Annotated in this window: 22 protein-coding genes, 1 tRNA gene and 1 other RNA gene; 19 read left to right on the forward strand and 5 right to left on the reverse strand. The window is 44.2% G+C overall.

The features are described from left to right. The 9 genes from aroC to SCRDD08_RS05020 form a co-directional block, all read left to right on the forward strand. On the forward strand, nt 1-636 hold a 636-nt coding region (aroC, locus tag SCRDD08_RS11890; RefSeq protein WP_231089332.1), incomplete at its 5' end, for a chorismate synthase. Between the two features lie 16 nt (nt 637-652). After that, nucleotides 653-1,759, forward strand: a complete 1,107-nt coding sequence (locus tag SCRDD08_RS04985; RefSeq protein ID WP_061422687.1) for a prephenate dehydrogenase — start codon at nt 653-655, stop codon at nt 1,757-1,759. Between the two features lie 18 nt (nt 1,760-1,777). Continuing rightward, nucleotides 1,778-2,113: a YlbF/YmcA family competence regulator gene (locus SCRDD08_RS04990; RefSeq protein ID WP_061422688.1), complete on the forward strand. Its 336-nt coding sequence runs from the start codon at nt 1,778-1,780 to the stop codon at nt 2,111-2,113. A gap of 247 nt (nt 2,114-2,360) precedes the next feature. After that, nucleotides 2,361-2,846 (forward strand): thioesterase family protein, encoded by a 486-nt coding sequence (locus tag SCRDD08_RS04995; RefSeq protein ID WP_061422689.1) that lies wholly within the window; start codon nt 2,361-2,363, stop codon nt 2,844-2,846. 108 nt (nt 2,847-2,954) lie between these two features. Continuing rightward, nucleotides 2,955-3,303: a transfer-messenger RNA gene (gene ssrA, locus SCRDD08_RS05000) on the forward strand. 27 nt (nt 3,304-3,330) lie between these two features. Continuing rightward, nucleotides 3,331-4,155, forward strand: coding sequence for a DUF695 domain-containing protein (locus SCRDD08_RS05005; protein ID WP_061422690.1), 825 nt, complete (start codon nt 3,331-3,333; stop codon nt 4,153-4,155). 38 nt (nt 4,156-4,193) lie between these two features. Further along, nucleotides 4,194-4,281, forward strand: a tRNA-Ser gene (locus SCRDD08_RS05010). A gap of 209 nt (nt 4,282-4,490) precedes the next feature. Beyond that, on the forward strand, nt 4,491-4,871 hold the full coding sequence (locus tag SCRDD08_RS05015) for a CidA/LrgA family protein (RefSeq protein WP_061422691.1): 381 nt from the start codon (nt 4,491-4,493) through the stop codon (nt 4,869-4,871). Beyond that, a complete protein-coding gene (locus SCRDD08_RS05020; protein WP_061422692.1) occupies nt 4,864-5,559 on the forward strand; it encodes an LrgB family protein in 696 nt (231 codons plus the stop codon). The genes SCRDD08_RS05015 and SCRDD08_RS05020 overlap by 8 nt, the downstream gene beginning before the upstream one ends. 52 nt (nt 5,560-5,611) lie before the next feature. Here SCRDD08_RS05020 and SCRDD08_RS05025 read toward each other — a convergent pair whose 3' ends face one another. Both SCRDD08_RS05025 and SCRDD08_RS05030 read right to left on the reverse strand, forming a co-directional pair. After that, nucleotides 5,612-6,160: an NADPH-dependent FMN reductase gene (locus SCRDD08_RS05025; RefSeq protein WP_061422693.1), complete on the reverse strand. Its 549-nt coding sequence runs from the start codon at nt 6,158-6,160 to the stop codon at nt 5,612-5,614. An 88-nt stretch (nt 6,161-6,248) separates the two neighbouring features. Continuing rightward, entirely contained in the window at nt 6,249-6,695 is a 447-nt protein-coding gene (locus SCRDD08_RS05030) for a MarR family winged helix-turn-helix transcriptional regulator (protein ID WP_061422694.1), read from the reverse strand. Nucleotides 6,696-6,780: 85 nt separating this feature from the next. Here SCRDD08_RS05030 and SCRDD08_RS05035 point away from each other — a divergent pair, with 85 nt between their 5' ends. From SCRDD08_RS05035 to SCRDD08_RS05065, 7 genes are all read left to right on the forward strand, one after another. Then, a complete protein-coding gene (locus SCRDD08_RS05035; protein WP_061422695.1) occupies nt 6,781-7,269 on the forward strand; it encodes a cell wall elongation regulator TseB-like domain-containing protein in 489 nt (162 codons plus the stop codon). Then, nucleotides 7,266-8,444, forward strand: coding sequence for a pyridoxal phosphate-dependent aminotransferase (locus SCRDD08_RS05040; RefSeq protein WP_061422696.1), 1,179 nt, complete (start codon nt 7,266-7,268; stop codon nt 8,442-8,444). Before SCRDD08_RS05035 ends, SCRDD08_RS05040 begins: the two co-directional genes overlap by 4 nt. A gap of 2 nt (nt 8,445-8,446) precedes the next feature. After that, on the forward strand, nt 8,447-8,812 hold the full coding sequence (locus tag SCRDD08_RS05045; protein WP_061422697.1) for a VOC family protein: 366 nt from the start codon (nt 8,447-8,449) through the stop codon (nt 8,810-8,812). A gap of 21 nt (nt 8,813-8,833) precedes the next feature. Then, nucleotides 8,834-10,180, forward strand: coding sequence for an asparagine--tRNA ligase (gene asnS, locus SCRDD08_RS05050; protein WP_061422698.1), 1,347 nt, complete (start codon nt 8,834-8,836; stop codon nt 10,178-10,180). Nucleotides 10,181-10,336: 156 nt separating this feature from the next. After that, nucleotides 10,337-11,524, forward strand: a complete 1,188-nt coding sequence (locus SCRDD08_RS05055) for an MFS transporter (protein ID WP_061422699.1) — start codon at nt 10,337-10,339, stop codon at nt 11,522-11,524. A 96-nt stretch (nt 11,525-11,620) separates the two neighbouring features. After that, nucleotides 11,621-13,363 carry an ABC transporter ATP-binding protein gene (locus SCRDD08_RS05060; protein WP_061422700.1) on the forward strand — a complete coding sequence of 581 codons (1,743 nt, stop codon included), beginning with the start codon at nt 11,621-11,623 and terminating at the stop codon, nt 13,361-13,363. Then, nucleotides 13,353-15,089 carry an ABC transporter ATP-binding protein gene (locus SCRDD08_RS05065; protein ID WP_061422701.1) on the forward strand — a complete coding sequence of 579 codons (1,737 nt, stop codon included), beginning with the start codon at nt 13,353-13,355 and terminating at the stop codon, nt 15,087-15,089. Before SCRDD08_RS05060 ends, SCRDD08_RS05065 begins: the two co-directional genes overlap by 11 nt. A gap of 75 nt (nt 15,090-15,164) precedes the next feature. Here the strand turns inward: SCRDD08_RS05065 and SCRDD08_RS05070 are convergent, their stop codons facing one another. From SCRDD08_RS05070 to SCRDD08_RS05080, 3 genes are all read right to left on the reverse strand, one after another. Then, on the reverse strand, nt 15,165-16,691 hold the full coding sequence (locus SCRDD08_RS05070) for an ATP-binding cassette domain-containing protein (protein WP_061422702.1): 1,527 nt from the start codon (nt 16,689-16,691) through the stop codon (nt 15,165-15,167). A 371-nt stretch (nt 16,692-17,062) separates the two neighbouring features. After that, nucleotides 17,063-17,803: an amino acid ABC transporter ATP-binding protein gene (locus SCRDD08_RS05075; protein ID WP_061422703.1), complete on the reverse strand. Its 741-nt coding sequence runs from the start codon at nt 17,801-17,803 to the stop codon at nt 17,063-17,065. Beyond that, nucleotides 17,803-19,977: an ABC transporter substrate-binding protein/permease gene (locus SCRDD08_RS05080; protein WP_061422704.1), complete on the reverse strand. Its 2,175-nt coding sequence runs from the start codon at nt 19,975-19,977 to the stop codon at nt 17,803-17,805. The genes SCRDD08_RS05075 and SCRDD08_RS05080 overlap by 1 nt, the downstream gene beginning before the upstream one ends. Nucleotides 19,978-20,144: 167 nt before the next feature. On the opposite strand from SCRDD08_RS05080, the gene SCRDD08_RS05085 reads away from it, so the two are divergent. The 3 genes from SCRDD08_RS05085 (at nt 20,145) to SCRDD08_RS05095 (ending at nt 23,878) form a co-directional block, all read left to right on the forward strand. Then, nucleotides 20,145-21,092 carry a CPBP family intramembrane glutamic endopeptidase gene (locus SCRDD08_RS05085; RefSeq protein WP_061422705.1) on the forward strand — a complete coding sequence of 316 codons (948 nt, stop codon included), beginning with the start codon at nt 20,145-20,147 and terminating at the stop codon, nt 21,090-21,092. A gap of 159 nt (nt 21,093-21,251) precedes the next feature. Beyond that, nucleotides 21,252-23,240, forward strand: a complete 1,989-nt coding sequence (uvrB, locus tag SCRDD08_RS05090; protein WP_061422706.1) for an excinuclease ABC subunit UvrB — start codon at nt 21,252-21,254, stop codon at nt 23,238-23,240. A gap of 14 nt (nt 23,241-23,254) precedes the next feature. Next, entirely contained in the window at nt 23,255-23,878 is a 624-nt protein-coding gene (locus tag SCRDD08_RS05095; protein WP_061422707.1) for an NAD(P)H-dependent oxidoreductase, read from the forward strand. Nucleotides 23,879-23,920: the final 42 nt, after the last annotated feature.

The following is a 23,920-nucleotide window of genomic DNA, read 5'->3' on the forward strand; positions in this document are numbered from 1 at the left end:
GCAGAAATCAAGGAAAGAGCTGCCCAGTCTGATGTTTCCATTGTCAATCACGAGCGCGAAGAAGAAATCAAGGCTTACATTGATCAAATTAAGAAAGACGGGGATACCATCGGTGGTGTCATCGAGACTGTCGTTGGCGGTGTGCCGGTCGGTCTGGGCTCCTATGTCCAATGGGACAAGAAGCTGGATGCCAAGATTGCTCAGGGAGTCGTGTCCATCAACGCTTTCAAGGGAGTCGAGTTTGGCGTGGGCTTTGAAGCAGGCCGTCTCAAGGGCAGTCAAGTCATGGATGAAATCCTCTGGTCTGAGGAAGATGGCTTTACTCGCAGGACCAATAATCTAGGTGGCTTTGAGGGCGGTATGACCAATGGTCAGCCAATCGTGGTGCGAGGTGTCATGAAGCCCATTCCAACCCTTTACAAGCCTCTGATGAGCGTGGATATTGAGACCCACGAGCCTTATAAGGCAACGGTGGAGCGGAGCGATCCTACGGCTCTGCCAGCGGCAGGTGTTGTCATGGAAAGCGTGGTGGCAACAATTTTAGCTACTGAAGTCCTAGAGAAGTTTTCTTCGGACAATCTGGAAGAACTAAAGGATGCGATAGCCCGCCATCGGGAATTTGTCAAGAACTTTTAGAAGTAAGGAGAAGGGCATGGAGAGAAAAACAGTCTATATCGCAGGTCTGGGACTGATTGGAGCTTCCTTGGCTCTGGGCATCAGGCGATCTCATCCTGAGATTGAGATTCTTGGCTATAATCGAAGTGAGGAATCGCGCAGAGTTGCCTTGGAACGTGGAATGGTAGACCAGGTAACGGATGATTTTGCCGCCTTTGCACCTCTGGCTGATGTGATTATTCTGGCTGTGCCTATCAAGCAGACCATAGCATTTATCAAGGATCTAGCGGAGCTGGACCTGAAGGAAAATGCCATCATCTCAGATGCTGGATCAACCAAGGCTGAGATTGTGGCAGCAGCAGAAAAGTATCTGCAGAATAAGCCCGTCCGCTTTGTTGGCGCTCATCCTATGGCCGGAAGTCACAAGACTGGAGCCAAGGCTGCTCATGTCACTCTCTTTGAAAATGCCTATTATATCTTCACGCCCTCTAGCCTGACCAAGTCTGGTACGCTTGAGGAAATGAAAGATTTGCTGAGTGGTCTTCATGCCCGCTTTATTCAGGTAGATGCAGCCGAGCACGACCGAGTGACCAGTCAAATCAGTCATTTTCCGCATATCCTAGCCTCCAGCCTTATGGAGCAAGCGGCAGCTTATAGCCAAGAGCATGAGCTGACCCAGTCTTTTGCAGCCGGTGGTTTTCGAGATATGACGCGGATTGCGGAGAGTGAGCCGGGTATGTGGACCTCTATCCTCTTGACCAATCCTCAAGCTATCTTGGAGCGGCTGGAAGATTTTAAAGCCCAGTTAGACAAGGTTGCCGCAGCGATTGAGGCTAAGGACGAGACAGCTATTTGGGAATTTTTCGACCGAGGACGGCAAAGCCGCAAACAAATGGAAATTCATAAGCGTGCAGGTGTGGACAGCTTTTATGACCTCTTTATTGAGGTGCCCGACGAAGAAGATGCGATTTTGGGTATTCTGGAGCTCCTGCGCGGAATTTCGGTCGTCAATATTCGTATCAACGAGGAAAACCGCGAAGATATCAACGGTATTCTGCAAATCACCTTTAAAAATCACCAAGATTTGGAAAAATCTGCTAAAATAGTAAGAGAAAATACGGATTACTTAGTGTCCGAAGACTAATATAGAATGGAGAACTCTATGTCAAATATTTATGATTTAGCCAATGAACTCAGTCGAGGACTTCGCGAAATGCCAGAGTACAAAGCTGTGGTAGAAAGCAAGCAGGCTATCAATGCGAATAGTGAAGCCAAGGCTATTTTTGATGACTACCTAGCTTTCCAGAAAGAGCTGCAGCAACTGGCTCAAACAGGTCAAATGCCGACTCCAGACATTCAAGAAAAGATGCAGAGTTTTGGAGATAAAATCCAAGACAATGATTTATTATCAGCTTTCTTTAATAAGCAGCAACAGCTTTCTATTTACTTGTCTGATATTGAACGGATTATTTTTGAACCAATTCAGGAACTATTCTAATAGAAGAAGCTATAAAAATAGATAAAACCAAGAAGCCAGATCGGGCTTTCTTGGTTTTTCTATGCTTTAGAAAGGCTATTCAGGCTGAAAATGAGTGTCTTTAATTCAAGAAAGAGGTAGAAAACTTATAAAATCAGATTATAGCAACAATTAAAAGATATTGGCCTTGCTTTCTATTTACTATTGCTCCAAAGGCTGATATACTAATCAAAAAACGCTTACACTCTGATTTTTGAAAGGAACTGGTATGACTTTAGAAACAAGAAAGATTGCGATTCAAGATACATATGGCGACCGATTTCAACATTGCTGGGGCTGTGGCCCTAAGAATGAGCTAGGGCTGCATTTAAAGACTTATCCTAGCTTGGATGGGAAGGAATGTGTCACTAGAATACGACCAGAATCTCACTATACTGGTGGTGTGCCGGCCAATCTTTTTGGTGGCATGATTGCTATGATTTTTGATTGCCATGGAACGGCTTCAGCAGCTTGGTTTGCCCATCAAGAAAAAGGCTTGGACTTGACTCAAGATACAGTCATTGGACGCTTTATCACAGCCCGCTTAGAAGTTGATTACCAGAGCCCGACGCCCATTGACCAGGAAATCCTCGTCACTTCGCGGCTTGAGGAGTTGGGAGCAAGGAAAGCTATTATCGTGATGGAGATGTCAGTAGCGGGACAGCCAAGAGCCAAGGCTAGAATGGTAGCAGTTGCAGTGAAAGATCATATGTAGTCAAATTCCCTTGGTGCCTTATATCAAGGGAATTTTAGTATCTTTGGAGTAATTTTATCTTGATTTTTGCAATTAGGACATTATTTTGGTATAATAGTTACTTATCTTGGGGTCGTTACGGATTCGACAGGCATTATGCGGCACATTTTGCGACTCATCTAGCGGATGTAAAACGCCAGTTAAATATAACTGCAAAAAATAACAATTCTTACGCTTTAGCTGCCTAAAAAACAGCCAGCGTGACCTGATTCGGATTGCTTGTGTCTGATGACCGGTCTTATTATGAGCAAGCTACGGTAAAATCAAGTCTAGGGATTTTACAAGAGATTGATAGACTCGCTTAGCTTGGGCTTGAGCCATGTGTCAAAGCTGAGTTAAATGAAGACATGGCCTATGGTCGTAGACAAATGTGTTGGCAGGTGTTTGGACGTGGGTTCGACTCCCACCGGCTCCATAGGGATATGTAAATGAGGTTTTTGATGATATGAGTTTTTTTGGAAAAATCTTAGGGAAGAGTCAAGATAGCCATCTACCCATTGAGGAAGTTTCTGTTGATTTAGAGAATCTTCCGAATGAATGGGGCTCTTTTTCGACCCTTATTGATGACCGAATGGCTAGTATCCGTCTAAATTTAGCGTTGAATTCTATCGCTCCCTATCCATCCTATACTTATGCACTACGGTTGAGAATTGCCATTTTGAATGTTGATTCAGAGACAGGGTTTCCAGATTATGACGAATTTTCTAATTTGAACCTCATCGAAGATAGTCTTTCAGAAGCGATGAAGCGCATTGCGGCTATCTATGTCGGAGTAGTCATCACAGATGGTCATATAGAATTTTATTACTATTTGAAAAATAGAGAGCGGCACATGCCGATTATTGCTCAAGTAATGGAGCAATTTTCGAAATATCAATATAGTTCAGCTACTCTGGTGGATCCTGACTGGAAACAATACTTTGACTTCTTGTATCCAAATGAATATGAGTACCAATCTATCTTAAACCAGCGTATCTGGTATCGTTTAGAAAAAGACGGGGATGACCACAGTCAACTAAGGGAAATCACTCATCAGTTTAGTTTTGAGACTTACGATGATCGTGTTTCCTTTATGGGGGATGCCTCTGCCCTTGATTATGATATTTCTTCTAAGAAAAAAGAAGAAGGCGATCCTCGTCCTTACAAACTAGAAATATCCCGATTCGATACTACAGAGCTCCCTAGCATCAACCAACATGTTTGGGAATTAATAGAAATTTCGAAAAAATATAACGGAAAGTATAGCGGCTGGAGCTGCAATGTGGTATAATGGATAAAGTTTTGAGAAAGCAAGTCTTTCTCTTTTATGGAAGATTACTCAAGAGGCTTAAGAGGCTGTGTTGGAAACGCAGTAGGCGTGTAAAAGCGTGCGTGGGTTCGAATCCCATGTCTTCCGTTGTATTTCAAGAAGCGCCCCAAGGCGTTTTTTTGATAGCAGGACGAAGAATGATAATCACTTTGTTTCATGCTAGACCCGCAGATTATAGAAGTAAGGATAGTATGCAAGCAATCAGATGGATTCGTTTCCATCTTTTTATTTGAGAAAAACCTTGAAATTTTTCTGAAAAGGAGTAAACTGTACATAGAAAGTTTCGGAGGTTCTGCATGAAGTTATATGTCCAGTTGATGATTATTTTCTCGATTTCCATCATTGGAGAGGGGATATCAAGTGTCTTCCATCTTCCTATTCCAGGGAGTATTATTGGCTTAATCTTGCTATTTCTTGCTTTGCAGTTTAAGTTATTGAGACTCCGCCACGTCAGTATGGTCGGCAACTTTCTGTTGGCCAATATGACCATTCTTTTTCTGCCGCCGGCGGTAGGTATTATGGATAAATTTCATGTGATTGCTCCTTATCTGCTACCGATTGTTTTGATTATTCTTGGTGCCATTGTTTTAAATGTGATCGTCATTGCCCTTGTCGTACAATTCATCAAGCAGCATTTTGAAGGCGATTATGAGGAAGGAGGGATGAATCATGTCTAATCTATGGAGTAACCCGCTATTTGGTCTCGCCTTGTCCATTTTGGCCTACCTCATCGGGATGCTGATTTTCCGCAGATTTCCTCATCCTTTGACAACGCCTCTCCTTTTAGCAGCGATTTTGGTCATTGCTTTCTTGAAATTAACAGGTATTTCTTATAAAGACTACTATGTCGGTGGGGCTTATTTGAACAATTTAATCGTACCGTCTACGGTTGCTTTAGGAATTCCGCTTTATAAGACCTTCCACTTGATGAAACACCACGCTCGCAGTATCCTGCTAGGTACCTTTGTGGCTGTAGTGGTTAATACGACTTTCACGGCTCTGCTGGCAAAATTCTTTGGGATGGACTTCTTTTTAGCGATTTCTCTATTTCCAAAATCTGTCACAACAGCGATGGCGGTAGGAATTACTGATAAAATGCAGGGCTTGACAACTGTTACCTTGGTGGTTGTTGTGGCGACAGGTATTTTGACAAGTGTCATGGGACCGACTATTCTTAAACTGCTAAAAATTAAGGATCCAGTAGCGGTTGGCTTGGCCTTAGGTGGTACAGGACATGCAGTTGGGACAGGAACAGCTTTCAAATATGGACATGTTGCTGGAGCCATGGCAGGCCTTGCAATCGGAGTGACAGGGATCATGTATGTAATTGTCAGTCCAATCGTCGCAGCCATTATCTTAAAATAAAAAACATGAAGCAGTATTTCTCGGAAATCTTGCTTCATATTTTTATTTTATCTTAGTTGATAGCTGCTAGGAGGGCATCTGCTTGGGCAGATAGCTCAGCAAGCTTGTCTTCTGAAAGGACTAATTGACCAGTTCCCCAAGCTTCTGGATTGATACCGACACCAGTAAATTGGTCAACTACATTCATGCGAATAAATGGAAGGAGGCTACGGTAGTGTTTGAAGACCTCATCAGGTGAAGTGCCGTTAGCAACAGATGAAACAGTAACCACTTTTGCATTGAGGGCAGAAGGGCCGCTAGGGTCTGACAAATCAAGTGCGCGTGAAGTCCAATCGAGCAAGTTTTTCACCACACCTGGGATGGCCCAGTTGTAGACAGGTGAGAAGATCCAGATAGCATCAGCTGCAAGGATTTCTTCACGAACCTTGGCAACAGCAGCTGGAGCTGGACTTTCGATGTCTTGGTTAAAGAATGGTACATCCTTGTAATCAAGATAAGATACCTCAGCTTTACCAGCTAGAGCTTTTTCTGCTTGAGCTGCCAACTGATGATTGAATGAACCTTGACGAAGTGAGCCAACAATAAATAATACTTTAGACATAAATGTGTCCTCCATTTTATCTTTATTTTAAGAGGTGTCCCTCTTGTTACTATCCATGTTACAACATTTGTCACTAATTAGCAATAATTTAGCTCAGCTTTTTGAAAGTTTTTAAAATCCGCACTAAATCTTCTTTGTCGTTTTGGGAGAGTAGAGCAGTCATGTGACTGATATTGGCCATATGCTCTGGTAGGACAGCCTCGATTTTTTTCTGTCCTTGGTCGGTTAGTTGGATGAGGAAGGAGCGGCGATCATTGGGATCGCAGCTACGACTAATCCAGCCATCTCTTTCCATATTTTTAATAACGACCGTCATATTTCCCGAAGTAGCCAGCATGCTATCAATCAAATCTTGAATCCGCAGTTCTCCTTTACTATATAAGGTTTCCAAAACGGAAAATTGGGTTGGCGTCAAATTGTGCTTTTTAAAAATTTGAGCTTCGAGATTACGAATGGTGCGCTCTGCCTTATGGAGAACGATAATTGTCTTGAGGTCAAGTAGAGTATCCTTGTCTAGGTTTTCAGTTATTTTCATAGCAACATTTTATCAATAAATAGTAATGAATGCAAATATAATAAAAGTCCTAGAAAAATCAGGCTATTTGTAGTATAATGATTCAGTGAAACATAAAATTAAAGAAAAGGCTGAATTTCCTATAAGGCACTATGCCATCGGGCTTTTCCTCGTCCTCACGGCGCTTGTTTTTTCATTTTTTACGATATTGCACCTTGCTATCGAGCCTTGGCAGTCAGCCAAGGAGGGTTCTCAAAAAATCGCTAAGAAATATGCAGATTTGGAAAGTCTGACGAGCTTTGCGATTTACAATGGCAAAGAATCATATTATAGCTTGATTGGGAAAACAAGTAAAAAAGAGGAAGAAGCTGTTCTGATTTCCAAAAATTCCAATAAAATCCATGTCTATCATTTGCAAGATGGGATGAGTCAGACAGAGGCAGAGCAAGTAGCCAAGGAAAATGGAGCGACCTCTATTGATAAGACTATTTTTGGTTATTTAGACGGTCAGCCTGTTTGGGAAATTAAGTCTGGAAGCACTTATTACAATATCGGATTTGAAAGCAAGACATTGCTCAGCAAGGAGGGGCTATGAAATTATCCAATCGTGTTTTAAATATGGAAGAAAGCGTGACTTTGGCGGCGGCAGCTAGAGCCAAAGCTTTAAAGGCTGAAGGCAGGGATATCCTTTCTTTGACCTTGGGAGAGCCAGATTTTCCGACGCCTAAGAATATCCAGCAAGCAGCGATTGCAGCGATTGAAGATGGCAGAGCTAGTTTTTATACGGTAACAAGTGGCCTGCCAGAGCTGAAAGCAGCGGTTGTAGACTATTTTGCCAAGTACTATGGTTATGAGATCCAGCCTAATCAAGTAACAGTAACAACGGGTGCTAAGTTCTCACTTTACACCTTCTTTATGAGCGTGATTGATCCAGAGGATGAAGTCATCATTCCGACGCCCTATTGGGTCAGCTATGCCGACCAGATCTTGATGGCTGAAGGAAAGCCAGTTTTTGCTCAAGCGACAGAGGAAAATCACTTTAAGGTGAGAGTGGCCCAGCTGGAAGCTGCTCGCACTGAGAAGACCAAGGTCTTGGTTCTGAACTCTCCGTCCAATCCGACTGGTATGATTTATACAGCAGAAGAGCTGTTGGCTATCGGGAACTGGGCTGTTGAGCATGATATCTTGATCTTAGCCGATGATATTTATGGCCGCTTGGTCTATAATGGTAATGAATTCACGCCGATTTCTAGTCTGTCAGAAGAAATTCGTAAGCAAACAGTTGTCATCAACGGTGTTTCTAAAAGCTACTCTATGACGGGCTGGCGGATTGGCTATGCTGTAGGTGAGCCTGAAATTATCTCAGCGATGAGCAAGGTTGCAGGGCAAACGACTTCTAATCCAACAGCGGTGGCGCAATATGCAGCCATTGAAGCCTTGACAGGTAGTCAGGATACGGTCGAAAATATGAGATTGGCCTTTGAAGAGCGCCTGAATACTATTTATCCTTTGCTGGCTCAAGTGCCTGGCTTTGAAGTCGTCAAACCTCAGGGAGCCTTCTACCTCTTCCCAAATGTTAAAAAAGCGATGGAAATGAAGGGCTATACCGATGTGACAGCCTTTACCACAGCGATTTTAGAAGAAGTAGGAGTTGCTTTGGTGACAGGAGACGGATTTGGTGCGCCAGAAAATGTCCGCCTCAGCTATGCGACTGACATGGATACACTAAAAGAAGCGGTTCAACGCCTCAAGGATTTCATGGAGAAGTAAGAATGATTGATCATTTTGGGATTACAGTCAAGGATTTAGAAGCCAGCAAGCTCTTTTATCAGAAAGCTTTAGAGCCATTGGGATACAAGCTTGCCTTTGAAATTCCTCAGGCAGTAAGTTTTGCAGAACCTCGGACGGCTCCAGCTGGAGATTTTTGGTTAAGTCAGGGGCAATCAGATGCATCTCATTTTGCCTTTCGTGCGGAGACCAGGGAGCAGGTGGATGCTTTTTATCAAGCTGGCCTTGCAGCGGGTGGTCAAGATAATGGTGCCCCAGGCATTCGTCCCCAATATCACCAGCCTTACTATGCAGCCTTTGTCTTGGATCCGGATGGTAATAATGTCGAGGCAGTCTGTCATAAAGAATAAAAAATAGAAAAGAGAAAAAACGTGTCAAAGAAAATCGTAACAATTATTGATGTAAAAAATCATGTTGGTGAAGAAGTAACGATTGGTGCTTGGGTGGCCAACAAGTCAGGAAAAGGGAAAATCGCTTTCTTGCAGTTGCGTGATGGTTCTGCCTTTTTCCAAGGTGTAGCCTTCAAACCTAACTTTATTGAGAAATTTGGCGAAGAAGTAGGACTTGAGAAGTTTGATACTATCAAACGCTTGAGCCAAGAAACGTCTGTTTATGTGACAGGGATTGTCAAAGAAGACGAACGTTCTAAGTTTGGCTACGAGCTGGACATTACAGATATCGAAATCATCGGCGAGTCAAATGACTATCCAATTACGCCAAAAGAACACGGAACTGACTTCCTCATGGACAACCGTCACTTGTGGCTGCGTTCTCGTAAGCAAGTGGCTATGATGCAAATCCGCAATGCCATCATCTACGCTACCTATGAATTCTTTGATAAGAATGGCTTTATCAAGTTTGACAGCCCAATCTTGTCAGGAAATGCGGCAGAGGATTCGACTGAGCTCTTTGAGACCGACTACTTCGGAACTCCAGCATACTTGAGCCAATCAGGTCAGCTTTATTTGGAAGCGGGAGCTATGGCTTTGGGCCGTGTTTATGACTTTGGACCTGTATTCCGTGCAGAAAAATCAAAAACTCGCCGTCACTTGACAGAGTTCTGGATGATGGATGCAGAGTATAATTTTGTTACTCACGATGAGTCACTCGACTTGCAGGAAGCTTATGTCAAAGCCTTGATTCAAGGCGTTCTTGACCGGGCTCCTCAAGCTTTGGAAACATTGGAACGTGATGTAGAACTCTTGAAGCGCTACGTTGCTGAGCCATTCAAGCGTGTTAGCTATGATGAAGCGATTGATCTTTTGCAAGCGCATGAAAATGATGAAGATGCTGACTATGAGCATCTGGAACATGGAGATGACTTCGGTTCACCACATGAAACATGGATTTCAAACCATTTTGGTGTACCAACCTTTGTCGTGAACTACCCAGCAGCTATCAAAGCTTTCTACATGAAGCCGGTTCCTGGAAATCCAGACCGTGTCCTCTGTGCAGACTTGCTAGCTCCAGAAGGCTACGGTGAAATCATCGGTGGCTCTATGCGTGAAGAAGATTACGACGCACTGGTCGCTAAAATGGAAGAGCTTGGTATGGATACATCAGAATATGAATTCTACTTGGATCTTCGTAAGTATGGATCTGTTCCACACGGTGGATTTGGTATCGGTATCGAGCGTATGGTAACCTTTGTAGCAGGTACCAAACATATCCGTGAAGCTATTCCATTCCCACGTATGTTGCACCGTATTAAACCGTAAAACGAATCAAACGCCCATGTGGCGTTTTTTCAACAATGAACTATGAAATAATCCAAATATAGAATTTTAGAGAAAGAAGAGGTAGGGGTCATGTAACCAGCAGATTAACAAGTGATAAAGAATAAAAGTTAAAAAACACTTGTTAAAGGAGAAAATATGTTTAAAAGAAGTTATCGGAAAAATATCGGTCTTATGGCCGGAGTTGAATTTTTTGCCTTTTTAGGCATTACTAGTTTTTGGATTTTATTTCTAAGTCAAAACGGCATGTCCCTCTGGCAGATTGGCCTTTTGGAAAGTATCTTTCATGCCACTAGTGTCATCTGTGAAATTCCTTCAGGGATGTTGGCCGATCGCTTTTCCTACAAGACCAATCTTTATCTGAGCCGGATAGCCGGGATTGTGTCTTCTGTTCTCATGTTGGCGGGACAGGGGAACTTTTGGATCTATGCACTGGCTATGATGATCAGTGCTTGGTCCTATAATTTTGATTCGGGGACAAGCGCAGCCATGGTCTATGATTCGTCCGTAGAGGCGGGACTCAAGGAACGTTACCTGTCCATTTCCAGCTTCATGTCTGGAGTGGCCGAGGCGACCCGATCTTTGGGAACAGTCTGGGCTGGATTTTTTGTCCATGGACAATTGCATCTGACCTACTATATCATGATTGGCACCTCTATCATCGTTCTGTTCTTGACTTGGATGCTGAAGGAGCCAAGTGTCAAAGCAGAGAAAGCAGAACGTCTGACCATGAAAAAGATTATCTGGGCTGTCAAAGAGGAGTTGCAGAGAAATCCCAGCCTTTTTATCTGGATGATTCTTTCCCAAATCATCGGAACACTGATGTGTATGTTTTATTTTTACTATCAAAATCAATTGCCCGACTTAAAAGATTGGCAGATTTCGCTGGTCATGCTAATTGGCAGTGCTTTGAATATCTTGGCAGTCTATCTGGCGAGTGTGATTGGAAAGAAGTATTCAGCCTTGAAACTCTTTCCTTTATTGGTCCTTCTGACAGGAATGACTTACCTGTTGTCCTACTTTGGAACGTCAATCATCTATATTGTGGTTTATCTAATCAGCAACGCCTTGTATGCTCTCTTCCAGCCGATTTTTGACAATGATTTACAAAAGCTGCTGCCAAGTGAAGTACGGGCGACCATGCTTAGTGTCTATTCTATGATGTTCAGCCTGAGCATGATTGTCATTTTCCCTCTGACAGGCTGGTTGATTGATTACTTTGGCTTCGATTGGACTTTTATAGTTTTAGGCGGTTTCTTATTAGCAGTGACACCATTTTTGCATGTAGGGCTAAAGAAAATAAGCCAGAACTTACAAGAAGTCTAAGATTAATGTTCTCTTTCTGCTGGTCAGAAGGAGAATATTTTTTTCCTTTTGAAAATTATGGTAAAATAGGAACAGTTTAATGGAGAAGTAGACAGCATGAAAGATTTATTGAAATATTTCAAAGGCTATATTAGGGAGTCTTTGCTGGGACCCTTGTTCAAGCTTTTGGAAGCCAGTTTTGAACTATTGGTTCCGATTTTAATTGCTGGGATTGTGGACGAGACCATTCCCCGAAAGGACAGCTCCCATCTCTACTGGATGGTTTTTCTTTTGATGGGCTTGGCTGCGCTTGGCGTGGTGGTAGCGGTGGTGGCCCAGTATTATTCGTCAAAGGCGGCAGTGGGCTTTACTCGTCAGATGACAAGCGACCTCTATCAAAAAATCCTGCGTTTGCCTAAGGCTAGTCGGGATGAGCTGACGACTTCTAGCTTGGTGACTCGACTGACGAGTGATACCTACCAGATTCAGACAGGGATCAATCAATTTCTTCGTCTTTTTCTGCGGGCGCCTATCATCGTTTTTGGTTCCATCATCATGGCCTTTACTATCAGTCCGGTCATTACCTTGTGGTTCTTGCTCATGGTGGCAATTTTAACGGCTATTATCGTTTTCATGTCTCGTCTGATGAATCCCCTCTATGCCAAGATTCGTCAACTGACAGACCAACTGGTCAATCTGACGCGTGAGCAGCTGCAGGGCATGCGGGTCATACGAGCTTTCGGTCAGACCCAGCGCGAGGTTCAGACCTTTCGCAATCGCAACGAGCTCTATAAAACCTGGCAAATCAGGACGGGAGCTCTGGCTAGTCTGATTAGCCCTCTGACTTTTCTTACGGTCAATGGTACTCTGATTGCTGTGATTTGGCAGGGGAATAACTTTATCGGCAGGGGCTTACTGACTCAGGGGATGCTAGTGGCCTTGGTTAATTATTTATTGCAGATTTTGGTGGAATTGCTCAAGCTGGCTATGCTAGTCAATTCTCTCAATCAAAGCTATATCAGTGCAGGTCGCATCAGTCAGGTTTTCGAGCAAGCAGAAGAAGATGTCCTGCAGGAATTAGTGCAGGAAACAGCTCTGCCGGATCAAGCCATTAAAGTCCAGCAGGTTAGCTTTTCTTATCCCAATGCAGCTAGTCCTGCCTTGACGGGTCTGACTTTTAATTTGAAAAAAGGTCAAACTTTAGGAGTTATTGGCGGGACAGGTTCAGGTAAGTCTACCCTAGTCCAGTTGCTGGCTCATCTTTATCCTGTGGCTGCTGGTCAGTTGACCATCTTTTCCCAAGGACGCAGTCCTAAAAATCTCAGAGAATGGCGGTCCTGGATCAGTCTGGTGCCTCAGAAGGCGGAGCTTTTCCAAGGAACTGTTCGCTCCAATCTGACTTTAGGATTGTCAACCAAGCCAACAGATGAAGACTTGTGGCAGGCTTTAGAGATTGCTCAGGCGGCGGACTTTGTCTCTCAGAAGGAAGGTGGCTTGGATGCGACTGTAGAGGCCTTTGGACGGAATTTTTCTGGAGGTCAGCGTCAGCGTTTAACCATTGCCAGAGCTGTCTTGCGGAGGGCACCTTTCTTGGTTTTAGATGATGCAACCTCTGCTCTGGACTATCTGACAGAGGCTAGACTCTTGCAGGCTATTAAGAATGAATTGACAGAGACCAGTCTGGTCTTGATCTCTCAGCGGACCAATAGCTTGCGCTCAGCGAATCAAATCTTAGTCCTAGATAAGGGAGAACAGGTGGCTCTTGGTCGCCATGAGGAACTCTTAGTCAGCTCTGCCATTTACCGAGAAATCCATCAATCACAGCATAGTCAAGGAGAGGAGGGAAAGCATGAAGCATAAGACATCACCTAGCAGCTTGAGGCGTTTGACTCGAGATTTGGTACAGGCGCGCTGGCTCTTTCTCTTAGCTAGTCTGGGAACAGTGGCTCAAGTGGCTCTGACTGTTCTTCTTCCAGTTTTAATCGGGAATGCGGTTGATAGTGTTCTTCTCCCTCAATCGGAGCAGCATTTGATGCCGATTTTGGGCCAGATGCTGTTGGTCATCTTAGCCAATACGCTGATTCAGTGGCTCAATCCCTTGCTCTATAATCAGCTGGTCTATCGCTATAGCCAGCAGCTCCGACAAGGTGTCATCAAGAAAGTACACTATCTGCCATTGGCCTATCTGGATCGGCAGGGAACTGGCGACTTGGTTAGTCGGGTGACGACAGACTTGGAGCAGCTCAGCAATGGCCTGCTTATGGTTTTTAATCAGTTTTTTGTGGGTTTGTTGACAATCTTAGTGACCATCATTAGCATGGCCAGATTGGACTTTTTCCTCCTACTTTTGGTTCTGCTTTTGACGCCTCTTTCTCTCTTCTTAGCTCGTTTTATTGCTAGAAAAAGTTTTAGCTTTTTCCAACGTCAGACTCAGGCTAGAGGGGCACAGACCCAGCTGATTGAGGAAAGTTTGACTCAGGAGAGTTTGATTCAAGCATTTAATGCTCAGGAGCAGTTTGATACAGCTTTTACTCACAGTAATCAAACTTATGCGGACTATTCGCAGGCGGCTATTTTCTATTCTTCAACGGTCAATCCTTCGACTCGTTTTATCAATGCCCTGATCTATGCTTTGATTGTGGGCTTTGGGGCTGTACGAATCATTCAGGGAACAGGCTTTACGGTTGGGCAGCTGGTGACTTTCCTCAACTACGTCAACCAGTACACCAAGCCTTTCAATGATATATCATCAGTCATGTCGGAATTGCAGAGCGCATTAGCTTGTGCGGAGAGGATTTACAGCGTTTTGGACCAAGAAGAAATAGCTGAGTCTGGTCAGGAAATCCTCCAGTCGGAAGATATCAAAGGACAGATTAGCTTCGAGCATGTAGCTTTTGGCTATGAGCCTGGAAAAGAGCTGATTCAGGATTTGAATATAAGGATTCCAGCAGCTAGTAAGGTTGCTATTGTCGGGCCAACTGGTGCTGGCAAGTCTACCTTGATCAATCTCCTCATGCGATTTTACAATGTAGATAGTGGTCTTATTTCGCTAGACGGTACTCCCATAACGCATTACACTAGAGCCTCTTATCGTCAGCAGTTTGGTATGGTACTGCAGGAGACTTGGCTTAAGACGGCGACTATTCACGACAACATAGCTTTTGGCCGGCCAGACGCCAGCCGAGAAGAGGTCATTGCTGCTGCCAAGGCGGCCAATGCGCATTTCTTTATCCAGCAGCTGCCTCAGGGGTATGACACCTACCTAGCGGATGCTGGGGACTCCCTGTCTCAAGGTCAGCGGCAGCTCTTGACCATCGCGCGTGTCTTCCTGGCTGTTCCTAAAATCCTAATCTTGGATGAGGCAACTTCCTCCATTGATACCCGGACAGAAGTCTTGATTCAGGAGGCTTTCAGCAAGCTCATGGTGGGACGGACTAGCTTTATCATTGCCCATCGCCTGTCTACTATTGAAAATGCTTACATCATCCTCGTCATGGTAGATGGAGATATCGTAGAACATGGTAATCACCAGGAGCTCATGGCAGCTAGAGGCGTTTATTACCAAATGCAGACGGCGCAGGAGTAGAAGGGGAACTTTATTAAAGTTCACAGATTGATGCTAAACAAAACGAAAAGAGTTGGAATTTCCAACTCTTTTTGCTTATAATTCAACTTCTTCCAACCCAGCCTCCGTCAGTCGGTAAATCTTCTGGCAGACTTCTTTGAGGAAGATGCGGTCGTGGGAGACAGCTATGATGGCGCCAGGATAGGTCGCCAAAAGCTGGCGAACTTGAGGCTGAGAGGTGGGAGAGAAGTTGCGGGTTGGCTCGTCCAGAAGGAGAACATTGGGGCAGTCTAAGACTAGTTTGAGCAGGAGGAGCTTGGCTTTTTGGCCACCTGAAAGTTGGCCAATTGGGTGGCGGGCCTCGTCGCGCGTGAACTGGAGACTGGCTAGATGCGTCAGGATTTTCTCTTCCTGAGCCTTGTCACCATAGGGAGCCAGAAAGTCCAAGGAACTGCTCTCATCATCCAGCAAGTCGCCATAATGCTGGGGCATGTAGCCGACCCTCATGTCTGTCCGCTCACGCAGGATCTTCCATATTTCCTTAAGCAGAGTAGACTTGCCTGCGCCATTAGCACCAATCAGTCCGATTTTTTCCTGGCCGCAGACCTCCAGAGTCAGGTTCTCCGCCAGTTGTCGCTCGTCTGTTTCCAGTTTCATTCCTTCTAATTTGAGGATTCTTTTGGTCAATGGCAGAGCTTCTATGTCTGAGAAGTGAAGGCTGATAGCATCTTCCTGTGTTGGGATTTCGGTCATTTCAGCACCTGCCTTTTCAAATCGTTTGCCCTGTGAGAGGACGTTTTTCATCTTCTTGGCTAATAGTCGGCCTTGGACATCATTTTTGGTATTTCTCAAGGCATTCTCAACATTTTGCTTAACTTGTCGGTGTTTTTCCATAGTCTTAGCGTGTTCTTCTCGCTCTTTTCGTGCTAGTTGCCCCTGTTTTTCAAAAGCCTCCTGACGTTGATGGCGGTAATTTTCATAGTCCAGACTTTTGACGCTGGTTCTAGCCTCCTGCTTCTTTTTGATTCGCTCCAGATGAACAATCTTGGTCGCAGCTTGAGAGAGAAAGTGCTCGTCGTGAGAGACGAAAAGGACCGTTCTCTGGCTGTGGCTGATAAAGTTCTCCAGCCAAGTCAAAGTTTCAAGATCGAGGTCATTAGAGGGCTCGTCAAGAAAGAGAATGTCCCAATCACTAGCTAATTTCTTGATAAGCTGGACCTTGAGTTTTTCTCCTCCAGATAGGCTAGCGAGCTGCTGCTGACTGGCAAAGCGCTGGCTGTCAAAGTTAAGCTCTCCAGCATAGCGGTAGAGCTTGGCATAGTCCAGCTCGGTCTCAAAATCAGCAAAGAAATAGTCATTGAGCGTCAGTTGGGCATCCTCTGAAGGCAGTTGCTGGGGCAGATAAACAGCAGCGGTATAGGACTTATCAATATGTCCGCTGTAGCTGACATAAGAGCTGACCAGTCGCTCGTCTAGCAGGAGCTTGAGCAGGGTAGACTTGCCATTGCCTTCCTCACCGATAATAGCGACCTTGTCTCCTTGATTGACAGTCAGTGACAAATCTTTGACTAACTCTTTCAGGTCTTTTAGGTGGGTGATCGTTAGATTTCTTATTTGAAGCATAGATGTCTCCTTCGTTTTCTTCATACAAAATACAGCCCTGCTTTATTTAGTAGAGCTGTTGAGATTGCACAAAGAAGACACAGGAGCGTCCAAATAGGGGCATTCGTTTGTAGGCTCTCATCTTGCACTGTCATAGGAGCGACAGGATTAATCTAAATATAAGCAAATAGATGCTTGAAAGCACAAAAAAACGAAAGTCCCGCGGATATGCAGAAACATGACAAAATCTACTAAATAAAGTTTCCTTTAAAAAATAGACTTAATTTTTCATGTCTCCGTGTACCTCCGAAATCATTCTACCCTTAGTCTAGCAAAAAGGGCAATATAAGTCAACAAAAATCCTGAAAGATTACTTTCAGGATTCGTCATATTTATACGTTGAGCACCTTATCCAAGAAGTCCTTGAGGCGTGGATGCTGAGGGTTATCGAAGATTTGGTCTGGTTTGCCGTCTTCTAGGAATTCACCGTCAGCAGTGAAGATGACGCGATTAGCAACCTGACGAGCAAAGCCCATTTCGTGAGTCACGATCAGCATGGTCATGCCCTGCTGAGCCAGATCCTTCATAACGTTGAGAACGTCACCAACCATTTCAGGGTCGAGAGCAGAAGTCGGCTCGTCAAAGAGCATGATGTCTGGGTTCATAGCCAATCCTCGAGCGATGGCCACCCGCTGTTTTTGTCCTCCTGACAGGCTATCTGGTTTGGCATCAGCCTTGTCTGCCAGCCCAACCTTTTCCAAGAGCCCCATACCAAGCTTGTCTGCATCAGCTTGGCTCATTCGCTTATGCTCAACTGGGGCAAAGGTGATATTTTGCAGGACAGTCATGTGTGGGAAGAGGTTGAAGTGCTGGAAGACCATTCCGATATCTTCACGAACATGGTCCACATTGGTAGCCTTGTCTGTCAAATCATAACCGTTGACAGTAATGGTCCCACTAGTTACTTCTTCAAGCAGGTTTAGGCTGCGTAGGAAAGTTGATTTGCCTGATCCAGAAGGACCGATGATACAAACAACATCTCCCTCATAAAACTTAGCACTAATCCCTTTTAGGACTTCATTCTCACCATAGTATTTATGTAAATCATTAACATCAATTTTTAATTTAGCCATTAGTGAATCCTCTTTTCTAAGCGTTTAGCCAATCTTGTTAAGAGTGTGATGATGACCAAGTAAAGCACTGCTAGGATAGCATACATCTTGAAGCTCTGATAGTTACGGGCAATGATGATTTTACCTGTTTGGAAGAGCTCAACAAGTCCGATAGCTGATACGATAGTTGTATCCTTGAGAGCGATGACGAACTGGTTGACAAAGTTTGGTAGCATGATCTTGGTTGCTTGAGGCAGGATAATCTTGCGCATGGTCTTTCCATACGAGATCCCCAGACTTCGGCTAGCTTCCATCTGTCCGACCGGAACGGCTTGAATCCCTCCGCGAACAATCTCAGCGATATATGCACCAGCATTGAGTGACAGAGCAATTGTTCCTGCAACGAAGTCGTTGATCGGACTTTGCTGACCAGTCATAGATTCAATGAGGTTTGGAATTCCCCAGAAGATGAAGGCAGCCAGAATCATAAGTGGAATACCACGAATAACATCGACAAAAATTTCTGAAATGATGCGAAGCGCTTTGATAGGGCTGACGCTGAACATCCCAAAGATAATCCCGATCACCATGGCAATCGCAAAGGAAATCAATGCTAAAGCAATGGTAATTCCAAGTCCGCTCAAAAGTTGTTTGTAGTTGTTTTGGAGAAGTCCCCAGATAGTTGTTTCATCAACGGTTGTGGAATTATCCTTCTCAGCTGAGAGATATTTATCAAGAATTTCTTGATATTTACCATTCGCTTTTAGATTAGCCAAACCATTATTGAACATCTCGATGAGCTCAGGGTTGGTGCCTGCTTTTACTGCAAAAGCAACTTCACCACTAGGTGTTCCTTCGATTGGCGTTTTCATTTTCTTGCCTTGATTGATGGCATATTTGACAACAGGCTCATCGTCCATAATAGCAGCGACAGAGCCAGAATTCAGACTATCATACATAGAAGAACCGTCTGAAAATGTTTTGATTTTGTAACCGTATTTGCTTTGATTTCCGACGAGGAAGGTTTGAGAGGCTGTACCGTTTTTGACTCCGACGGTCTTTCCTTTCAAGTCTTCATAGGAGCTAATAGTGCTTGATTCTGTCACAGCAAGGATAGAGTTAGCAGTGTAGTATGGTTCAGAGAAATTAAAGGTTTCTTTGCGGGCCTCTGTCACAGACATCCCAGCAATCATCCCGTCAGCTTGACCAGATTGCACAGCATTGATAGCAGCGTCAAAGCCAGGGTTAGAGATTTCCAGTGTAAAACCTTGGTCTTCGGCAATGGCTTTGATCAAGTCCATGTCAATACCAGTGTATTGGTTGCTATCATTTTGGAAAACGAAAGGAGCAAAAGATGAGTCACTGGCAATCGTATATTTAGCTTTGACTGGAGTAGCTTTTTGCCCCGATTTGGTTGTCGTCTCTGGTACTGCTGAGTTGGTTGAAGTGCCAGAAGCGGCAGTCCACTTGGTGATGATGTCCTTCAAGGTACCATCTTTTTTCATCTGAGCCAATGCTTCGTTAAACTCAGTCACTAGATATTCGTATTTGCTGCCTTTTTTGACACCAAATGCGAAGCTACCAACAGCTTCACCCTTCATTGAGATTTTCAGATCTTGTCCTTGGCTGATTGCATACTCGATAACGGGTTGGTCATCCATAGCTGCATCAACGGCTCCGGCTGCTAGGCTGTTATACATAAGGTCGCCGGTATCAAATGTTTTGATAGTAAAGCCGTATTTGTCCTTGATTTTTTCAAGGAAACGTTGTGCGGCTGTACCATTTTTGACTCCGACAGTCTTTCCTTTAAGTTGATCGTAAGATTTTACTGTATTAGCCTTGGTCGTTGCGATGACAACTTTTGTGTCATAATATGTATCAGACATGGTAAAGACTTTTTCACGTTCAGCAGTCTTGGTCATACCTGCCATAATAGCATCGGCCTGTCCTGCTTGAACGGCATTGACAGCAGCGTCAAAGCCAGGGAAGGACATTTCATATGCCCAGCCTTTGATTTCAGCTACTTTATTGATAATATCAACATCAATCCCTTTATAGGTTTGATCGGAATCTTTAAATTCAAATGGGGCATAAGCCGTGTCAGATACGATCTTGATGGTATCTGCGTGAGTGGTTGTCCCTAGTGCAAGGATAGGGAATAATGCTAGCAGAAAAGCTATGATTTTTTTCTTCATATTTTCTCTCCTTTAGTTGAATATTTTTCGATTATATCAGAAAAATTTGAGAAAGGCAAATATTTTCTACTTATTATGTTATATCTTCTGACATAAGAGTGCGAAATGACTTTCATTTTATCATCATAAAATATGTTATAATAAACAAATGGTGAAAGGAGATTTCTATGTTTAAATCACGCATGTTAGATAATGTGAAGCTGTCGCGCTACATTCCGCCGATTTGGTTGGCAGTTCTGATTTCCATTGGCTTTATCCACGTAGGAGAAATCTTTGCAGGCATTGGAATGATTCCGATTTGGATCATCATTGGAACTGTGCTTGCCATGGCAAATCCAACAGCTGACCGGGCTACAGTTATGGAAGTGTTCGGGCATTATAGTATATTTTTTCAGCTGGGTAGCTTTTTCTTTATGGCCGTACTTGTTTTTCTGTGGGTCAAGTTTCGAGAAAAGAGAACGTTCTCCAGCTTGGGTTTCTTTAAAGAAGGATGGCTGAAAGAACTGGGCAGAGGCTTCCTGATTGGGGCAGCACAATTTTCGCTCGTCGTCGCTTTACTATTGCTAACGGGTGCGGGAAGTCTAGAATTAGCAGAGCTAAGTTTAGAGCCGGTTCTCTTTATTCTTGCCTTGATTCCTTTTTGGATCCTTCAAGGTGGTACAGAAGAGCTGGTGACGCGTGGCTGGCTTTTTCCAGCGGTTAGCGCTAAGTCAAATATCTTCATTGGTATCTTAATTTCCAGTGCTCTATTCGGGGCATTACATCTCCTCAATACTGGTGTAACCGTTCTTTCCATTGTCACGATTATCTTGGATGGAATTTTTGCCTGCCTACTCATGATCAAGTATGATAATATGTGGGTCTTGGCTGGTATGCATGGCGCTTGGAATTTCGTCCAAGGAAATGTCTATGGCATCCAGGTTAGCGGGCAAGGAGCTAATGCCTCTATCTTTAATTACACTTCTCAGGCTTCCATTGACTGGCTGTCAGGCGGAGCTTTTGGTGCTGAAGGATCCATCTTTGCTACTATCGTTCTGATTGGCTGTATTGCCTATCTTTACTGGTCGCTCAAGAAAGAAAATCGCCTACCTCGGGCATTGATGCTTAAGAAATAAAGACATTGCTCAGCTTGGCTGGGCGATTTTTAATGCTAGTGAATGATAAGAATACGAGACTAGCCGTTCTTAGAGATGTAGCTACTAAACCAGAGCCAAACCCAGAGAAAATGTATCAAATATGGTAAAATGATAGAAGCACAAGTTGAGGAATAAAAGATGATAAACAGAATAACAGATAATAAATTTGAATTGGTTTCCAAGTACGAGCCTTCAGGTGACCAGCCCCAAGCTATCGAGCAGCTAGTGGACAATATCGAGGGGGGCGAGAAAGCCCAGATTCTCATGGGGGCAACTGGTACTGGTAAGACCTTTACCATGAGTCAAGTAATCGCTCGGGTTAATAAGCCGACTCTAGTTATTGCCCATAATAAAACCCTGGCAGGCCAGCTTTATGGTGAGTTCAAGGAGTTTTTCCCAAATAACGCGGTGGAATACTTCGTTTCCTACTATGATTACTACCAGCCTGAGGCCTATGTGCCTTCCAGTGATACTTATATCGAGAAGGATAGCTCGGTCAATGACGAGATTGACAAGCTCCGTCACTCAGCGACATCAGCTCTCTTGGAGCGCAATGATGTGATTGTCGTGGCTTCGGTCTCTTGTATCTATGGTCTGGGTTCGCCTAAGGAATACTCCGATAGTGTGGTTAGCCTGCGTCCTGGACTAGAGATTTCTCGCGACAAGCTACTCAATGATCTGGTAGATATCCAGTTTGAGCGCAATGACATTGACTTTCAGCGGGGCAAGTTCCGCGTGCGCGGCGATGTAGTGGAGATCTTCCCAGCTTCCCGGGATGAGCATGCCTTTCGGGTAGAGTTTTTCGGAGACGAGATTGACCGGATTCGTGAGGTGGAAGCCTTGACAGGTCGAGTCTTGGGTGAGGTGGACCATTTGGCCATCTTCCCAGCCACTCACTTCGTGACCAATGAAGACCACATGGAAGTGGCGATTGCCAAGATTCAGGCGGAGATGGAGGAGCAGCTAGCTATCTTTGAGAAGGAAGGCAAACTTCTGGAAGCTCAGCGCTTGAAACAGCGTACGGAGTATGATATCGAAATGCTGCGCGAGATGGGCTATACAAATGGCGTTGAAAACTATTCTCGTCACATGGATGGTCGAAGCGAAGGAGAGCCGCCTTATACCCTTCTGGACTTTTTCCCTGATGACTTCTTGATCATGATTGACGAGAGTCACATGACCATGGGACAGATTCGGGGCATGTACAATGGTGACCGCTCTCGTAAGGAGATGCTGGTTAATTATGGTTTCCGCCTGCCGTCTGCCTTGGACAACCGTCCGCTACGCCGGGAGGAGTTTGAGAGTCATGTTCACCAGATTGTCTATGTGTCGGCTACGCCGGGTGACTATGAGAAAGAGCAGACGGATACGGTTATTGAACAGATCATCCGTCCGACAGGGCTTCTGGATCCAGAGGTGGAAGTCCGTCCGACCATGGGGCAAATTGATGATCTCTTAGGTGAAATCAATGCCCGTGTTGAAAAGAATGAACGTACCTTTATCACAACCCTGACCAAGAAGATGGCGGAAGATTTGACGGACTACTTCAAGGAAATGGGGGTCAAGGTCAAGTATATGCACTCGGACATCAAGACCTTGGAGCGAACCGAGATTATCCGAGACCTGCGCTTGGGTGTCTTTGATGTTTTGGTTGGGATTAACCTGCTACGCGAGGGAATCGACGTGCCTGAGGTTAGTCTGGTGGCAATTCTCGATGCGGACAAGGAAGGTTTCCTACGCAATGAACGTGGACTTATCCAGACCATCGGACGGGCAGCCCGCAACAGCGAAGGGCATGTGATTATGTATGCGGACACAATGACCCAGTCCATGCAGCGCGCTATTGATGAAACTGCCCGCCGTCGGGCAATCCAGATGGCTTATAATGAAAAACATGGCATTGTACCGCAGACCATCAAGAAAGAAATCCGTGACCTAATCGCCGTAACCAAGGCAGTTGCCAAGGAAGAGGACAAGGAAGTCGATATCAATAGCCTCAACAAACAAGAACGCAAAGAACTCGTCAAAAAACTCGAAAAACAAATGCAAGAAGCCGTCGAAGTGCTTGACTTTGAACTGGCGGCACAGATTCGCGATATGATTCTGGAAATAAAAGCGATGGATTAGAGAGGAGAGAACGTATGAAAATTTTGGTTATTAATGGCCATCCTGATAAAGAGAGCTATTGCCAAGCAATTTTTCAGACGATTGTTGACAATATTGATTTAAGTAGACATGAGCTTGAGGTCATCAATCTCAACGAAGAGAATTTTGATCCTGTTTTACGTTATGGTTATCGGAAAAGGATGAAGGAGGATTTGTTTATTCTACGCTCTCAGAAATTAATCCAGTGGGCGGATCATTTCATCTTTGTTTATCCTATTTGGTGGAGTAGTATGCCTAGCCTGTTAAAGGGGTGGATTGATCGTGTATTTACCCCCGGAATTGCCTATTCAGCTAATCATCAGGGAAATTTCTTTTGGAATTATGTTACTGGTAAGCAGTTTAAAAAACTTTTAAAAGGGAAAACAGCTGATATTTATGTAACTTCTGATGCCCCCACTAACTGGTATAAAATGTTCTCAGGATTGATTAGTATCCCTGATAGTTATGGTATTGCAGTATTGAAAAATGCAGTCTTGAATCATTGTGGAGTTAAAACCAGGAGAACAAGTGTTTTTGGTCAAGTCGCTCAAAACACAACAACTGCTATAGATCGTCAAAAATATTTGAAAAAAGTTTCAAATCAGATTAATAAAATGTAAAATCGCTTATCTTGATTTCTCCAGTAATGATCTGGCAAATGT

It is taken from the genome of Streptococcus cristatus, from assembly GCF_001578775.1.
Classification (GTDB): Bacteria; Bacillota; Bacilli; order Lactobacillales; family Streptococcaceae; genus Streptococcus; species Streptococcus cristatus_A.

Excerpts from the sequence above, each read along its gene's own strand:
- SCRDD08_RS05070 (WP_061422702.1), bottom strand. The coding sequence starts at position 16,691 with ATGCTTCAAATAAGAAATCTAACGATCACCCACCTAAAAGACCTGAAA.
- SCRDD08_RS05055 (WP_061422699.1), top strand. The coding sequence starts at position 10,337 with ATGTTTAAAAGAAGTTATCGGAAAAATATCGGTCTTATGGCCGGAGTT.
- SCRDD08_RS05075 (WP_061422703.1), bottom strand. The coding sequence starts at position 17,803 with ATGGCTAAATTAAAAATTGATGTTAATGATTTACATAAATACTATGGT.
- SCRDD08_RS04995 (WP_061422689.1), top strand. The coding sequence starts at position 2,361 with ATGACTTTAGAAACAAGAAAGATTGCGATTCAAGATACATATGGCGAC.
- SCRDD08_RS05065 (WP_061422701.1), top strand. The coding sequence starts at position 13,353 with ATGAAGCATAAGACATCACCTAGCAGCTTGAGGCGTTTGACTCGAGAT.
- SCRDD08_RS05085 (WP_061422705.1), top strand. The coding sequence starts at position 20,145 with ATGTTTAAATCACGCATGTTAGATAATGTGAAGCTGTCGCGCTACATT.
- SCRDD08_RS05025 (WP_061422693.1), bottom strand. The coding sequence starts at position 6,160 with ATGTCTAAAGTATTATTTATTGTTGGCTCACTTCGTCAAGGTTCATTC.
- SCRDD08_RS05030 (WP_061422694.1), bottom strand. The coding sequence starts at position 6,695 with ATGAAAATAACTGAAAACCTAGACAAGGATACTCTACTTGACCTCAAG.
- SCRDD08_RS05020 (WP_061422692.1), top strand. The coding sequence starts at position 4,864 with ATGTCTAATCTATGGAGTAACCCGCTATTTGGTCTCGCCTTGTCCATT.
- SCRDD08_RS05015 (WP_061422691.1), top strand. The coding sequence starts at position 4,491 with ATGAAGTTATATGTCCAGTTGATGATTATTTTCTCGATTTCCATCATT.
- SCRDD08_RS05080 (WP_061422704.1), bottom strand. The coding sequence starts at position 19,977 with ATGAAGAAAAAAATCATAGCTTTTCTGCTAGCATTATTCCCTATCCTT.
- SCRDD08_RS05040 (WP_061422696.1), top strand. The coding sequence starts at position 7,266 with ATGAAATTATCCAATCGTGTTTTAAATATGGAAGAAAGCGTGACTTTG.
- SCRDD08_RS05095 (WP_061422707.1), top strand. The coding sequence starts at position 23,255 with ATGAAAATTTTGGTTATTAATGGCCATCCTGATAAAGAGAGCTATTGC.
- SCRDD08_RS05005 (WP_061422690.1), top strand. The coding sequence starts at position 3,331 with ATGAGTTTTTTTGGAAAAATCTTAGGGAAGAGTCAAGATAGCCATCTA.
- SCRDD08_RS05045 (WP_061422697.1), top strand. The coding sequence starts at position 8,447 with ATGATTGATCATTTTGGGATTACAGTCAAGGATTTAGAAGCCAGCAAG.
- uvrB (WP_061422706.1), top strand. The coding sequence starts at position 21,252 with ATGATAAACAGAATAACAGATAATAAATTTGAATTGGTTTCCAAGTAC.
- SCRDD08_RS04985 (WP_061422687.1), top strand. The coding sequence starts at position 653 with ATGGAGAGAAAAACAGTCTATATCGCAGGTCTGGGACTGATTGGAGCT.
- SCRDD08_RS05060 (WP_061422700.1), top strand. The coding sequence starts at position 11,621 with ATGAAAGATTTATTGAAATATTTCAAAGGCTATATTAGGGAGTCTTTG.
- SCRDD08_RS04990 (WP_061422688.1), top strand. The coding sequence starts at position 1,778 with ATGTCAAATATTTATGATTTAGCCAATGAACTCAGTCGAGGACTTCGC.